We start from the raw sequence: 14,834 nt of genomic DNA, 5'->3' as shown, positions 1-14,834 counted from the left end.
GACTCCTAGTTCAGCCGAAGCTCGCCGGCCGCGCGCTGCTGGTCGGACTGGTGTTTGAGGACCACGCCGAGTGTGGCGGCGATGGTGGCGTCGTCGATGGTGTCCAGACCCAGAGCCAGGATCGTGCGGCCCCAGTCGATGGTCTCGGCGACCGACGGCAGCTTCTTGAGCTGCATACCGCGCAGCACACCGATGATGCGGACCAGTTCGGCGGCAAGCGATTCCGGCAGTTCGGGCACCCGGGACAGCAGGATGCGCCGCTCCAGGTCAGGGTCGGGGAAGTCGATGTGCAGGAACAGGCAGCGCCGCTTGAGGGCCTCGGACAGCTCGCGGGTGGCGTTGGAGGTGAGCACGACGAACGGGGTGCGCGACGCGGTGATGGTGCCCAGTTCGGGGACGGTGACCGCGAAGTCGGAGAGCACCTCGAGCAGCAGGCCTTCGATCTCGATGTCGGCCTTGTCGGTCTCGTCGATCAGCAGGACGGTGGGCTCGGTGCGCCGGATCGCCGTCAGCAGCGGACGCGACAGCAGGAACTCCTCGCTGAAGATGTCCGTCTTGGCCTGGTCCCAGTCGTTCGCCCCGGACTGCATCCGCAGGATCTGCTTGGCGTGGTTCCACTCGTAGAGTGCGCGGGCCTCATCGACGCCCTCGTAGCACTGCAGCCGTACCAGACCCGAGCCGGTGCACTGCGCCACGGCGCGGGCCAGCTCGGTCTTGCCCACGCCCGCCGGGCCTTCGACCAGCAGCGGCTTGCCCAGCCGGTCGGCCAGGAACACCGCGGTGGCGGTCGCGGTGTCGGGCAGATAGCCGGTCTCGGCCAACCGCTTGGAGACGTCGTCGATATCGGCGAACAGCGGTGCCGGGCGGGCCGGGGATTCAGTCACGGATGCTCCTGTCGGATCAGGCAGGTCGGGTGTGGCCGTCTCCCCAGACGATCCACTTGGTCGATGTCAGTTCTGGCAGACCCATGGGACCGCGGGCGTGCAGCTTCTGGGTGGAGATGCCGATCTCGGCGCCGAAACCGAACTGCTCACCGTCGGTGAAGGCGGTCGACGCGTTGACCATCACCGCGGCCGCATCCACCTGTTCGGTGAACCGTTGTGCCGCTGCGAGATTGGTGGTGACGATGGCCTCGGTGTGGCCGGTGCCATAGGTGTTGATGTGCTCGATGGCGGCGTCGAGGTCCTCGACGACGGCCACCGCGATGTCCATCGACAGGAACTCCGCGCGCAGCTCGTCCTCGGTCGGGTTGTCGTGCACGGTGACCCCGGCCCGCTGCAGCGCTCCGAGCAGCCGCGGCGCGGCGACCTCGGCGATGCCGGCGTCGATCAGCAGGGTCTCGGCGGCGTTGCAGACGCTGGGCCGGCGGGTCTTGGCGTTGAGGATGATCTGCTCGGCGACGTCGAGGTCGGCGGCCGAGTGGACGTAGACGTGGCAGTTGCCGACACCGGTCTCGATGGTGGGCACGGTGGCGTCGCGCACCACGGCGTCGATCAGGCCGGCGCCGCCGCGCGGGATGACCACGTCGACCAGACCACGGGCCTGGATCAGGTGGGTGACGCTGGTGCGGTCGGCGCTGGGCAGCAGCTGTACCGCGTCTTCGGGTAGGCCCTCGCCGGCCAGTGCGCCGCGCAGGACGGTGACGAGTTCGGCGTTGGAGTTGGCCGCCGAGGAACTGCCGCGCAGCAGCACGGCGTTGCCGGATTTCAGCGTCAGTCCGAAGGCGTCCACGGTGACGTTGGGCCGGCCCTCGTAGACGATCCCGATCACACCGAGCGGAACGCGCTGCTGACGCAGCTGCAGGCCATTGGGCAGCGTGCGACCGCGCAGCACCTCCCCGACCGGGTCGGGCAGACCGGCGACCTGCCTCAGACCGGCGGCGATGCCGTCGATGCGCTGCGGGTTGAGTGCCAGCCGGTCCAGCATGGCCTCAGGGGTGCCTGCGGCGCGGGCGGCGTCGAGATCCTCGGCGTTGGCGGCGATGATCTGGTGGGTGTGGGCGAGCACGGCGTCAGCCGCGGCATGCAGGGCGCGGTCTTTGACCGTGGTGGTCAGGGATCCCAGCGTGCGCGCCGCGACGCGGGCGCGTCGGGCCGCCTCATGCACCTGTTCGCGAACATCGGGAACCGATGGTGCGTGCACACTCATTGGTCCAGCGTATCGGGCTCCCGACCAACCGGCAGGTGGGGGCTGGTTCAGCCGATCTGCGGCTCGCTGCCGCTGCGATGCCGGGGGCTGGCCGAACCGTTGATCGCCCCGGCCGCGCCGCCGCGGAACAAGGCCCTCGCGGCGTCGGTGATGGAGCCCTGGAAGGCCGCACCCAGCGGTGCGTGCACCTTGGCCAGCAGGTCGGTGACGACACCGGCGTCCAGCCGCACCGACTCGTCGGGGCCGAACTCGACGAACCCGTCGAGGTCGAGGGCGAAGAACGGACCGGGGTCGAACGCGCGGCGCCGCAGGTGCAGCGGGACGGTGGTGGCTCCCTCGGTGAAGCTGGCGTACTGGACCTTCAGTCCACCGCGCCCGCCCAGGTCGAAGCCGACGGCACCCTGGATGCCTGCCGACGGGACATGGTCGGGGGTGATGTCCATCGGCCCCAGCAGGCTGGCGTCGATCCAGGTCCGCCACGCGCGGGCGTCAGTCACCGGCTGGTCCACCCGGATCTCGTCGATGTAGCGCAGGCCGACCCGCTTGAGTTCCGGCGCCACCTGGGCATCGACGAGGGCTTGGCTGGCTGCGCCCATCGCGGCGTGCAGCACCTCGAACTCGGTGTAGTCGGTGGTCTCGTAGGTGAGCGCGGTGGCCGTCAGCGTCAGGGCCTGGGTGCGCTCAGCATTGCGCAGCAGGATGCCCTGGCGGGGTGCGAGTTGCGCGGGCATACCGGGTGCGACGGCCTGCACGTCGACTCCGGTCAGCGGTTCGCTGAACGGGAACCGGCCCTCCAGCGCGATCGCGATGGCGTCGAGTGTCTCCTTCTGCCGCAGCCGGGGTGAGTCGGTGAACCGGGCTTCGGCGGCGACGACCACCACCGGCGGAGTGCGGAAGGCTTCACGCTTGGGGTACATGGTCATCCAACCTACGGGCCGAGATCAGCCGCGCCGGAACAGACCCGACAGGTCGCCGCCCGAGTTGGCCAGACCCGAGGTGTTTCCGGTTCCCGAGTTGAAGAAGCCCGAGTCAGCGCCGGCCCCGCTGTTGAAGAAGCCGGAGGACGCAGTGGTGGTGGAGTTGAAGAAGCCGGGAGTCTGCTGGAAGTTGATGACGTCGAAGACGAAGGGGCCCAGGGTTCCGTTGCCGGCGAGGTCGATGGTGTCGGTGAAGGCGATGGGCGGCAGCTGGAACGGGCCGAATGTCTTCTTGTCGATCGGGATCGGGATGTTGCCTGTGACGACGGTGATGGGGGCGAACCACGAGGTGAACCCGCACCCGGCGAAGGCCGCACAGCCGCCCTGCCGATCCCAGGTGGTGACCGAGAACGGAATGTTGATGTTGAACGCGTCCAGCGTGATCTGGTTGACGGTGCCGCTGATGGGGATGTCGATCGGGATGGTCACTTCATAGTGGTACGGGATTTCGCCGATGCTGATCGCGTAGTTGAAGCTGATCAGCCCTTGGTTGTTGCCCCGCCAGAACAGGCCGTTGCTGTTGTTACCGGAGTTGAACAGCCCGGTGTTGGTGTTGCCCGAGTTGACGAATCCGGTATTGAAGTTGCCCGAGTTCCCTGATCCGGTGTTGGTGTTGCCCGCGTTGGCCGAACCGGTGTTGGTGTTGCCGACGTTGACGAATCCGGTGTTGTTGCTACCGGCATTGCCGTAACCGACGTTGGTGCCGCCGACGTTGAACAGGCCGGTGTTAAGGTCCCCGACGTTGCCGATACCCCAGTTGTTGTTGCCCGAGTTGAAGAATCCGATGTTGCCGTCACCGGAGTTGAAGAACCCGATGTTGTTATTGCCGGTGTTGAACAACCCGATATTGCCGGTGCCGGTGTTGAACGCCCCGAAGCCGATCTGGTTGTTCCCGGTCAGCCCGAAGCCGATGTTGTTGTTGCCGGTGTTGCCGAAGCCGATGTTGTTGTTGCCGGAGTTCCCCAGACCGAAGTTGAAATTGCCGAGGTTGCCGAAGCCGATGTTGACGTCGCCGTTGTTGCCCGAACCGACGTTGCCGTCTCCGGAGTTGCCGGAGCCGAGGTTGCCATCTCCGTCGTTCCCGTTGCCGAAGTTGTTGCTGCCCTGGTTGCCTGAGCCGAGGTTCCAGTTCCCGACATTGCCGAAACCGGTGTTGAGGAACCCGACATTGCCCAGGCCGAGGTTGAAGGTCGTACCGGTGGCATCGCGGAAAAGGCCGGCCAGGTTGGTGCCGAGGTTGGCCAGGCCCGAAAGGTTGGCCGGTGTCGCGAGATTCAGCGTCGAGGTGTTGAACCAGCCGGAGATGGTGTTGCCCAGGTTGGCCCAGCCCGACATCAGCGAACCGTAGTTCTGCAGACCTGAGAGGCCGTTTCCGGCGTTGGCCCAGCCGGAGGATCCCGCACCGAAGTTGAACAGTCCGGACCCGCCGCCGGTGCCGGTGTTGAAGAAGCCCGATGTCGGGTTGGTGGTGGAGTTGAAGAAGCCTGGGGCGGCGGGGATGTCGAGCAGCTTGATCTCGATCGGCCCGATGCCGCCGGTGGCACCGATCTTGATGACGGTGTCCGGGCCGCCGATAGTGACGGTGGCGGCCTTGTTGTCGGCGAACCCGAGCTGGATGGGCCCGATGGTGATCGGGCCGAAGTTGGCGCTGACGCCGACCTGGTTGACGGTGCAGAGGATCGAACAGATGCCAAGCGCGATGCCGGTAACGGCACCGGGTCCGACGGTGACGGTCGGGATCGTGATGGTGTCGATCTTTACCGGGGTGGCAGTGACGGTGATCGGGATGTCGACGGGGATGTCGACGTTGAGGAAGCCGGTGATCTCGGAGATCTTGACGCTGAGGCCGGCGCCGAATTGGCCTTGGTTCTGGCCGCGCCAGAAGAAGCCGTTGCTGAAGTCTCCCGAGATGAAGGCCCCGGTGTTGACGTTGCCGGTGTTGCCCACACCAGTGTTGGAGTTGCCCGAGTTGCCCAGCCCGGTGTTGGTGTTACCCGCGTTGAACAACCCCGAGTTGGTATCCCCAACATTCATCCCACCGGAGTTGAACGACCCCGCATTGCCATACCCGGTGTTCGTACTACCCACATTCGAGATACCGGTGTTGGTGTTCCCCACATTGAACAACCCTGTGTTCAGGTTGCCGGAGTTGCCGATCCCGAAGTTGTTGTTCCCCGAGTTGAAGAACCCGATGTTCCCATCACCGGAGTTGAAGAACCCGATGTTGTTACTCCCCGAGTTGAACAACCCGATATTGCCCGTCCCCAGGTTCAGCGCACCGATCCCGATCTGATTGTTCCCCGTCAGACCAAACCCGATGTTCCCCGTCCCCGAGTTACCAAACCCGATATTGCCCGTACCGGTGTTCCCGAACCCAAAGTTGTTGTCCCCCTTATTACCCCACCCAATGTTCGAGTTCCCCAAATTGCCGAACCCAACATTGCCCGACCCCGCATTACCCGAACCAAGATTGTCATCCCCAGAGTTCCCCGACCCCAGATTCCCATCACCAACATTGCCGTTACCAACATTGGAACTACCCTCATTGCCCTGGCCCAGGTTCCAATCCCCCACATTGCCATGGCCGATATTGCCGAAGCCCAGATTCCCCAGACCCAGGTTCACCTGCGCACCACGCAGCAGACCCGCCACCTGAGAACCCACATTGTCCCAGCCCGAAATATTGGCCAGATCACCAAGATTCAGACTCGAGGTGTTGTAAATCCCCGAGATCCCCGACCCCAGATTCGCCACACCCGACGACAACGACCCATAGTTCAAGAACCCCGACAGCCCCGACGCACCCACCAACGTCAACGGCACCACATTCAACAACCCCGAACTACCCGCCCCGAAGTTGAAGAACCCCGAACCACCACCAGCACCCGAATTGAAGAACCCCGACGTCGGACTCGTCGTCGAATTAAAGAACCCAGGCCCCGCCGGAATATCCAACAACGAGATCACGATCGGCCCGATACCGCCGGTGCCGGTGATGTGGATCGCGGTTCCCGCTCCCCCGATCTCGGCGGTCAGGAATGGGTTGTCGGCGGAGACAACGATGTTCGGGATGTTGATGGGCCCGATGGTGATGGCATTGCTGCCTTCGATCGTGGCCTGGATCTGCGGGATGCTGAACGCGAGGATCGTGACGGTGCCGGGCCCGGGGCCGGCACCGAGGGTCGCGGTGATCGGGATCGCGATGGGGACGTTGACGTCGAGGTTGATCGGCAACTCGGGGATGGTGATGCCGAGCTTCGCACTGAACTGGCCCTGGTTATTCCCGCGCCACAGCAGGCCGTTACTGAAGTTCCCCGAGATGAAGGCCCCGGTGTTGACGTTGCCGGTATTGGCCACACCAGTGTTGGAGTTGCCCGCGTTGCCCAGCCCGGTGTTGGTGTTACCCGCGTTGAACAACCCCGAGTTGGTATCCCCAACATTCATCCCACCGGAGTTGAACGACCCCGCATTGCCATACCCGGTGTTCGTACTACCCACATTCGACACACCAGTGTTGGTGTTCCCCACATTGAACAACCCCGTGTTCAGGTTGCCGGAGTTGCCGATCCCGAAGTTGTTGTTCCCCGAGTTGAAGAACCCGATGTTCCCATCACCGGAGTTGAAGAACCCGATGTTGTTACTCCCCGAGTTGAACAACCCGATATTGCCCGTCCCCAGGTTCAGCGCACCGATCCCGATCTGATTGTTCCCCGTCAGACCAAACCCGATGTTCCCCGTCCCCGAGTTACCAAACCCGATATTGCCCGTACCGGTGTTCCCGAACCCAAAGTTGTTGTCCCCCTTATTACCCCACCCAATGTTCGAGTTCCCCAAATTGCCGAACCCAACATTGCCCGACCCCGCATTACCCGAACCAAGATTGTCATCCCCAGAGTTCCCCGACCCCAGATTCCCATCACCAACATTGCCGTTACCAACATTGGAACTACCCTCATTGCCCTGGCCCAGGTTCCAATCCCCCACATTGCCATGGCCGATATTGCCGAAGCCCAGATTCCCCAGACCCAGGTTCACCTGCGCACCACGCAGCAGACCCGCCACCTGAGAACCCACATTGTCCCAGCCCGAAATATTGGCCAGATCACCAAGATTCAGACTCGAGGTGTTGTAAATCCCCGAGATCCCCGACCCCAGATTCGCCACACCCGACGACAACGACCCATAGTTCAAGAACCCCGACAGCCCCGACGCACCCACCAACGTCAACGGCACCACATTCAACAACCCCGAACTACCCGCCCCGAAGTTGAAGAACCCCGAACCACCACCAGCACCCGAATTGAAGAACCCCGACGTCGGACTCGTCGTCGAATTAAAGAACCCAGGCCCCGCCGGAATATCCAACAACGAGATCACGATCGGCCCGATACCGCCGGTGCCGGTGATGTGGATCGCGGTTCCCGCTCCCCCGATCTCGGCGGTCAGGAATGGGTTGTCGGCGGAGACAACGATGTTCGGGATGTTGATGGGCCCGATGGTGATGGCATTGCTGCCTTCGATCGTGGCCTGGATCTGCGGGATGCTGAACGCGAGGATCGTGACGGTGCCGGGCCCGGGGCCGGCACCGAGGGTCGCGGTGATCGGGATCGCGATGGGGACGTTGACGTCGAGGTTGATCGGCAACTCGGGGATGGTGATGCCGAGCTTCGCACTGAACTGGCCCTGGTTATTCCCGCGCCACAGCAGGCCGTTACTGAAGTTCCCCGAGATGAAGGCCCCGGTGTTGACGTTGCCGGTATTGGCCACACCAGTGTTGGAGTTGCCCGCGTTGCCCAGCCCGGTGTTGGTGTTACCCGCGTTGAACAACCCCGAGTTGGTATCCCCAACATTCATCCCACCGGAGTTGAACGACCCCGCATTGCCATACCCGGTGTTCGTACTACCCACATTCGACACACCAGTGTTGGTGTTCCCCACATTGAACAACCCCGTGTTCAGGTTGCCGGAGTTGCCGATCCCGAAGTTGTTGTTCCCCGAGTTGAAGAACCCGATGTTCCCATCACCGGAGTTGAAGAACCCGATGTTGTTACTCCCCGAGTTGAACAACCCGATATTGCCCGTCCCCAGGTTCAGCGCACCGATCCCGATCTGATTGTTCCCCGTCAGACCAAACCCGATGTTCCCCGTCCCCGAGTTACCAAACCCGATATTGCCCGTACCGGTGTTCCCGAACCCAAAGTTGTTGTCCCCCTTATTACCCCACCCAATGTTCGAGTTCCCCAAATTGCCGAACCCAACATTGCCCGACCCCGCATTACCCGAACCAAGATTGTCATCCCCAGAGTTCCCCGACCCCAGATTCCCATCACCAACATTGCCATTACCAACATTGGAACTACCGTCGTTACCCGAGCCGAGGTTCCAATTTCCGACGTTGCCGAAGCCGACGTTGAGGAACCCGAGGTTGCCCAGGCCGAGATTGAACGTGGTGCCGGTGGCGTCGCGGAACAGTCCCGCGAGTTGGGTGCCGACGTTGGCCAGACCTGAAAGATCGGCGGCGGTGCCCACATTCAGGGTCGAGGTATTGAACCAGCCCGAGATCGCCGAGCCCAGGTTGGCGAAACCGGATGCCAGTGAACCGTAGTTCAATACGCCGGACAGGCCCGAGCCGCCGACGATCTCCAAGGGCACCATGTTGAACAGGCCCGAACTGCCGGCGCCGAAGTTGTAGAAGCCGGACCCACCACCGGCACCGGAGTTGAAGAACCCCGACGTCGGAGTGGTCGTCGAGTTGAAGAAGCCCGGCCCGGTGGGGATGTCGATGATCGGGATGTAGACGCCGCCGATGCCGGCCGTTGCGGTGCCGGTGATCACGGTGCCGGGGCCGCCGATGAGGATCTGCGGCGCCACGGTGGAGGTGACGCCCTCGACGGTCGGGACCGTGACGGAGTTGATCTGGCCGGTGATGCTGAAGATGCTCAGCAGCGTGATGCCGTACGGGATGCTCGGGATGGTGGGCAGGTTGTAGAAGACGTCGCCGAGATTGGTGGTGATCGGGATGTCGATCGGGATGGTGGCCGTGGCGTGGATGGAGTAGACGGGCAGGTAGATGCCGAATGCGGCACCGATCTGGCCCTGGTTGTCGCCGCGCCAGAAGAAGCCGTTGCTGTAGTTCCCCGAGATGAACGCGCCGGTGTTGACGTCACCCGAATTCGCCAGTCCGGTATTGGAATTGCCCGAGTTGGCCCACCCGGTGTTGGTGTTGCCCGCGTTGGCCGATCCGGAGTTGGTATTGCCGACGTTGACCGATCCGCTGTTGTGGCTGCCCTTGTTGCCGTAGCCGGTGTTGGTGTTGCCGACGTTGGAGATACCGGTGTTGGTGTTACCCACATTGAACAACCCGGTGTTCAGGTTGCCCGGGTTCCCGATCCCGAAGTTGTTGTCCCCGGAGTTGAAGAACCCGATGTTGCCGTCACCGGAGTTGAAGAACCCGACGTTGTTGTTGCCCGAGTTGAACAACCCGATATTGCCGGTGCCCGAATTCCAGCCACCGAAGCCGATCTGGTTGTTCCCGGTCAGCCCGATGCCGATATTGCCGGTACCGGTGTTGCCGAACCCGATGTTGCCGGTGCCAGTGTTGCCGAACCCAAAGTTGTTGTCGCCGAAGTTACCCAGGCCGAAGTTGAAATTCCCCAGGTTGCCGAACCCGACATTGGTGCTGCCGTTGTTGCCCGAGCCGATATTGCCGTCGCCGGAGTTGCCCGATCCCAGGTTGCCGTCCCCGTCGTTGCCGTTACCGAGGTTGAGAGTCCCCTGGTTGCCCGCACCCAGGTTCCCGTCACCGACGTTGCCGAAGCCGATGTTCCAGGACCCGATGTTTCCCAGTCCGAGGTTGGGGGTCACCCCCTGGAAGAACCCGGCCACCTGAGAACCGATGTTGGCCAGACCCGAAACAAACGCCGGGTCAGCAAGATTCAGCGTCGAGGTGTTGAACCAGCCGGAGACGGTATTGCCCAGGTTCGCCCAGCCGGAGGCCAGCGAGCCGTAGTTCTGCCAACCGGACAGGCCGGAGCCGCCGGTGGAGACCAGGTTGGCCCACCCGGAGGCCAAAGCTCCGTTGTTGAAGAAGCCGGAGCCGCCGCCGGTGCCCGAGTTGAAGAAGCCTGACGTGGGATTGGTGGTCGAGTTGAAGAAGCCCGGTGCGGGGTCGATCTTCAGGAAGGTGATGGTGTACGGGTCGGCCTGGCCGGTGATCGTGATGTCGAGGGTGGTGGTCGAGGACCCGATGAAGATCTTGACGCCCGGGGTGTCCAGCACCGACTGCGGAATGATGATCGGCCCGAAGAAGGCCGAGAACCCGGTGGTGGAGTAGGTGAACGCTGGAACGGTCACACCCGGGACGTTGACCGCCTGCGTCGGGATGTCGATTTCCTGGTTGATCGGGATGCTGAACGTGAAGTTGAACGGGATCGCAGGGATGGTGATCGACAGGTCGATGCCGAACTGTCCCTGATTGTCGCCGGCAATGAAGAAGCCGTTGTTGAAGTTGCCGGAGTTGAACGCCCCGGTGTTGACGTTGCCCGAATTGGCAAGTCCGGTATTGGAATTGCCGGTGTTGCCCCAGCCGGTATTGGTGCTGCCGACGTTGACCGAACCGGTATTGGAATTGCCGATATTGGCGCCACCGCTGTTGTAGCTGCCGCTGTTGTGGTTGCCGGTGTTGGCATTGCCGACGTTGCCCCACCCGGTGTTGGCCTTGCCGACATTGAACAGACCGGTGTTGAAGTCACCGGCGTTGCCGATGCCCCAGTTGTTGTTGCCCGAGTTGAAGAATCCGACATTGCCGTCACCGGAGTTGAAGAACCCGATGTTGTTGTTTCCGGAGTTGAACAAGCCGATGTTGCCGGTGCCGACGTTGAGCGCCCCGATACCGATCTGGTTGTTTCCGGTCAGCCCGATGCCGATATTGCCGGTGCCGGTGTTCCCGAACCCGATGTTGCCGGTGCCGCTATTCCCGAACCCAAAGTTGTTGTCGCCCAGGTTTCCCCAGCCGATATTGAGGTTGCCGAGGTTACCGGAGCCCAGATTCGAGCTTCCAGCGTTGCCGGAGCCGATGTTGTTGCTGCCGGAGTTACCCGAGCCGATGTTCTTGTCACCGACATTGCCGTCCCCGACATTGGAGCTGCCCTGGTTCCCGGAGCCCAGGTTGAGGTCGCCGACGTTGCCCGAGCCCAGATTGGTCGCTCCGACGTTGCCCAGTCCGAGATTGGTACCCAGCGACGTCAGCAGCGAGGTGAACAGCGGGACGCCGAGGAAGGTGCGAAGCCGGTCCTGGAGGGTGCCGGCAGACAGCTGCGCGGACAGGGCCGCCGCCCAGGCCGACAGTGCAGCCGAGACGTCATCGGCCCCGACCAGCGCTGCGCTGCTGACGGTAGTGGACGCGGCGAGGGCCACCGGCGCATCGGCCACGGCCGCAGCGGCTGCTTCGGGCGCCTCGACCACGGTCGCGGCGACGATCTCCGCGGCGGTGTCGGCAGCGGGCTGAGCCGGGGTCGCAGTGTCGGGCACCTCGGTGTCCACGGTGACCACAGCGGCTGCGGCGGCGGGCACTCTGGCTGCGGCCGGTGCCGGGGTGGTGCTCGCAGCGGAGCCGGTCGCCGTCGAGCCCGATCCCGCGCTGGAGGTGGGGGTCGACGTGGTGTCTGGCGTTCGGCTGGCCCGGCCGGACTTGCCGACGCTGCGGGTCGGTGCGGTGGTCGTGGCAGTGGAGTCCGGAGTGGTGGACCGCTCGGTGCTGCGGCGGGCGGTGCCACCATGGGCCGGAGCTGAGGTTCCCGCCGACGATCCGGCCGAATCGGTGGTGTCGGCGTGGGCGACGGCCGGACCGGCAGCAAATGCGGCGCCGACGGCGACGGTGGCGACACCCGCGCCGAGCCAGGCGTAGGGCTCGATGCGGCGCTGCCGCTTCTTACGATGCCGACCGGCTTTGGCCTTCGCTACCTTTGTGGTGTGATGACGGCCGGTCACGGCGATCAAATTAACACGGGCGTCGGAACCATGTTGTGGCAAATTCAAACAGGCCACAGATTTTCTTTTTCCGCCGCGATAGTGCAGCGTGAGCAAACTAGCGTGGGAGTATGGCACGGGTTTGCGTCGTCGGCAGTGTGAATGTCGATCAATTCTTTTCGGTGTCGTCTCTGCCCCGGCCCGGGGAAACGGTCCTGGCCGCCGGGGTGCGCACCGAGCCCGGGGGTAAGGGCGGCAATCAGGCTGTGGCGGCGGCGCGCGCCGGCGCCACCGTTACGTTCGTCGGGGCGGTGGGCACCGACCCGGCCGGCGCCCAACTACGGGCCCATCTCGGCGCGAACGGGGTGGGTCTCGACGGGCTGGAAGAACTGTCCGCACCCAGTGGCAGCGCGGTGATCCTCGTCGGCGAGCAGGGCGACAACCTGATCGTCGTCGCGCCGGGCGCCAATGGACACCTGACGCTGAGTTCGGCCGCGCGGGCGGCCATCGCCGACTGCGACGTGCTGCTGGTTCAACTGGAGATCCCGGTCGCCACGGCGTTGGCTGCCGCGCGGGAGGCCCGTTCGATCGGTGCGACGGTCGTCGTCAACGCCTCGCCGGTGAGCGGGGACCCAGCGCTGGCCGACCTTGCCGCGTTCACCGATGTCGTGGTGGTCAACGACACCGAGGAACAGCACTGGACCTGGCCGACGCCGCATGTGGTGGTGACTCGCGGGGCGCGCGGCGCCAGCTATCGGGGCCCGGGCGGATCGGCCGAGATCCCCACCCCCGAGGTCGAGGCCATCGACACGACGGGGGCCGGTGATGTGTTCGCCGGTGTGCTCGCTGCCGACTGGACGGCGGGAATCGAACGGGCTCTCCGGCGGGCGTGCGCAGCAGGGGCGCTGGCCACTCTCGTCCCGGGCGCCGGCGACTGCGCACCGCGAGCCGAGGCGATCGACGATGCGCTGACCCGGTACTGAATCACCTACGGTAGGGGCGATAGTCTCGTCGACGATGACACACACCGATTCACCCCGGCCGCCCGATGGGGACTGGCTGGGCACGCCGTTTCTGAAGTTCACCCGCGAAGGCGCTTTCGGGGTGTGCACCCTGGACCGCCCCGAGGCCCGCAACGCCATGACACCGGCGATGTACTTCGGCATCAAGTACGCGGTGAACCATGTGGGCGGCGATTCAGACCTGGCCGGACTCCTGATCACCGGGACCGGCGACGTGTTCGCCCCGGGTGGTGACATGGGCGGCGGCGGTGCGGACAACTGGCTGACCTTCGGTGCTGCACTGGGCATGGACGCGATGCCGTTCGACACCCTGCGCCAGTCGGCAAAGCCGGTGGTCGCGGCGGTCAACGGGTTGTGCCAGGGCGGCGGCCTGCAGATCGCGCTGTGCGCCGACATGGCGGTGGTGAGCGAGCGGGCCACCTTCCGGGTGCCCGAGCTCTACCGTGGCATCGCCGACACCTACTACAGCCAGATGCTGACCCGGCTGATCGGGCCGGTGCGCACCCGGGATCTGATGTTGACCGGCCGCACTCTGACCGCCGCGGAGGCGCTGGACTGGGGCATGGTCGCGCGTGTGGTGCCTCACGACGAGCTGATGGACAGCGCTCGTGAGGTGTTGGCCCAGTGCTGCCGTACCGCGCCAGGGGCGCGGTCGGTGGTGAAGTCCAGTATCGACAACTACATCGGGCTCTATGACCGAATTGGCATGCAGCGCAGTCTCGGTTCGCCGGAGTCGATCGAAGGGTTCATGGCCTTCAAGGAACGCCGCTCCCCCAACTGGGTGCACCCCGACCTGCAGATCGACGGCCGGCTCTGAGCGCTACGCCGGCGCGGCGATACCGGAATGTGCGGACAGGAACCGGCCGAGGTGGTCATTGACCTCCGCAGGCGCCTGACGGGGTAGCCAGTGTCCGGCGCCGGGGATGCGGTGGTATTCCCAGCTGCCGTCCACATAGTCCGCCGAGCCGGTCATCTGTTCCTCGGTCAAAGCCATCTCTTTGTCCGACCACATCGCCAGCACGGGGCACGTGACGTTGGGTAGCGCGGCGAACGAGTCGTCGGCCAGGAACATCTCGGGGGCGAAGTTCGCGCGGTACCAGTTGAGCCCCGCTTCGAGCGCGCCGGGGCGCTCCAGGTCGGCCAGTTGTTGGTCGAGTTGTGGGTTGGTGCCGCGCGCCGCACCGTCGAACGCCCAGGATCGGTACCACTGCCAGTCATTGCGGGGCAGCATGTCCTCGGCAACCCCGACCTGGTTGAAAAACAATACATACCAGGACAATTGGCGCTGCCGGTCACCGGTGACGAAGAAGGCGCGCGGATGTCCCACCGACATGACCGTCAGTGTCGCGACGACATCGGGCACCATCGCGGCGATCGACCAGGCGATCATGGCGCCCCAGTCGTGGGCGACGAGGTGCGCCCGGTCGACCCCAAGGTGTGCCAGGAGTTCGACGGCATCGGCGACGGCGAGTTCACCGGCATAGTTGGCCACCCCGGCGGGCCGGTCGCTGTCGCCGAATCCGCGCATGTCCGGGGCGATCACCCGGTACCCGGCTGCGAGCAGGTGCTCGATCTGGTCGGACCACATGGCGGCGCGGTCGGGAAAGCCGTGCAGCAGCAGCACCGGCGGGCCGGAGCCTTCGTCGATCACGCTCAATGTCACGCTGCTCAGTTCGACGCGCTTCTGGTCGAACCTGTTCTGGTAGGCCATGTTTGGCGA

General features: G+C 64.4%; 8 protein-coding genes. 3 read left to right on the top strand and 5 right to left on the bottom strand.

All coding sequences use genetic code 11. The annotated features are described in order from the left end of the window. Nucleotides 1-5: 5 nt before the first annotated feature. From BN3385_RS16285 to BN3385_RS16270, 4 genes are read right to left on the bottom strand one after another with little or no spacing between them, the layout of a single operon-like run. A complete protein-coding gene (locus BN3385_RS16285; protein ID WP_059018108.1) occupies nucleotides 6-884 on the bottom strand; it encodes an AAA family ATPase in 879 nt (292 codons plus the stop codon). A 16-nt stretch (nucleotides 885-900) separates the two neighbouring features. Then, a complete protein-coding gene (locus tag BN3385_RS16280) occupies nucleotides 901-2,148 on the bottom strand; it encodes a glutamate-5-semialdehyde dehydrogenase (protein ID WP_059018106.1) in 1,248 nt (415 codons plus the stop codon). Nucleotides 2,149-2,195: 47 nt separating this feature from the next. Next, nucleotides 2,196-3,071 carry a TIGR04255 family protein gene (locus BN3385_RS16275; protein ID WP_059018104.1) on the bottom strand — a complete coding sequence of 292 codons (876 nt, stop codon included), beginning with the start codon at nucleotides 3,069-3,071 and terminating at the stop codon, nucleotides 2,196-2,198. 18 nt (nucleotides 3,072-3,089) lie between these two features. After that, nucleotides 3,090-11,654 carry a beta strand repeat-containing protein gene (locus tag BN3385_RS16270; protein ID WP_156432776.1) on the bottom strand — a complete coding sequence of 2,855 codons (8,565 nt, stop codon included), beginning with the start codon at nucleotides 11,652-11,654 and terminating at the stop codon, nucleotides 3,090-3,092. A gap of 13 nt (nucleotides 11,655-11,667) precedes the next feature. Between BN3385_RS16270 and BN3385_RS28250 the strand changes: the two genes are divergently transcribed. The 3 genes from BN3385_RS28250 (at nucleotide 11,668) to BN3385_RS16255 (ending at nucleotide 13,931) form a co-directional block, all read left to right on the top strand. Continuing rightward, the gene (locus BN3385_RS28250; RefSeq protein ID WP_059018101.1) at nucleotides 11,668-12,030 is read left to right on the top strand and encodes a hypothetical protein; all 363 of its coding nucleotides are present in this window, start codon (nucleotides 11,668-11,670) and stop codon (nucleotides 12,028-12,030) included. 193 nt (nucleotides 12,031-12,223) lie between these two features. Then, entirely contained in the window at nucleotides 12,224-13,075 is an 852-nt protein-coding gene (locus BN3385_RS16260) for a ribokinase (RefSeq protein WP_059018099.1), read from the top strand. 34 nt (nucleotides 13,076-13,109) lie between these two features. Further along, on the top strand, nucleotides 13,110-13,931 hold the full coding sequence (locus tag BN3385_RS16255; RefSeq protein WP_059018097.1) for an enoyl-CoA hydratase/isomerase family protein: 822 nt from the start codon (nucleotides 13,110-13,112) through the stop codon (nucleotides 13,929-13,931). A gap of 3 nt (nucleotides 13,932-13,934) precedes the next feature. Here the strand turns inward: BN3385_RS16255 and BN3385_RS16250 are convergent, their stop codons facing one another. Then, nucleotides 13,935-14,825, bottom strand: coding sequence for an alpha/beta fold hydrolase (locus tag BN3385_RS16250; RefSeq protein ID WP_059018095.1), 891 nt, complete (start codon nucleotides 14,823-14,825; stop codon nucleotides 13,935-13,937). Between the last annotated feature and the right edge of the window lie 9 nt (nucleotides 14,826-14,834).

This window comes from Mycobacterium sp. M26 (genome assembly GCF_001494595.1).
Taxonomy (GTDB): domain Bacteria; phylum Actinomycetota; class Actinomycetes; order Mycobacteriales; family Mycobacteriaceae; genus Mycobacterium.
Note: the sequence above shows the minus strand (reverse complement) of the source record. Positions and strands in the feature narration are given on the sequence as shown.

Excerpts from the sequence above, each read along its gene's own strand:
- BN3385_RS16275 (WP_059018104.1), bottom strand. The coding sequence starts at position 3,071 with ATGACCATGTACCCCAAGCGTGAAGCCTTCCGCACTCCGCCGGTGGTG.
- BN3385_RS16250 (WP_059018095.1), bottom strand. The coding sequence starts at position 14,825 with ATGGCCTACCAGAACAGGTTCGACCAGAAGCGCGTCGAACTGAGCAGC.
- BN3385_RS16255 (WP_059018097.1), top strand. The coding sequence starts at position 13,110 with ATGACACACACCGATTCACCCCGGCCGCCCGATGGGGACTGGCTGGGC.
- BN3385_RS16260 (WP_059018099.1), top strand. The coding sequence starts at position 12,224 with ATGGCACGGGTTTGCGTCGTCGGCAGTGTGAATGTCGATCAATTCTTT.
- BN3385_RS16280 (WP_059018106.1), bottom strand. The coding sequence starts at position 2,148 with ATGAGTGTGCACGCACCATCGGTTCCCGATGTTCGCGAACAGGTGCAT.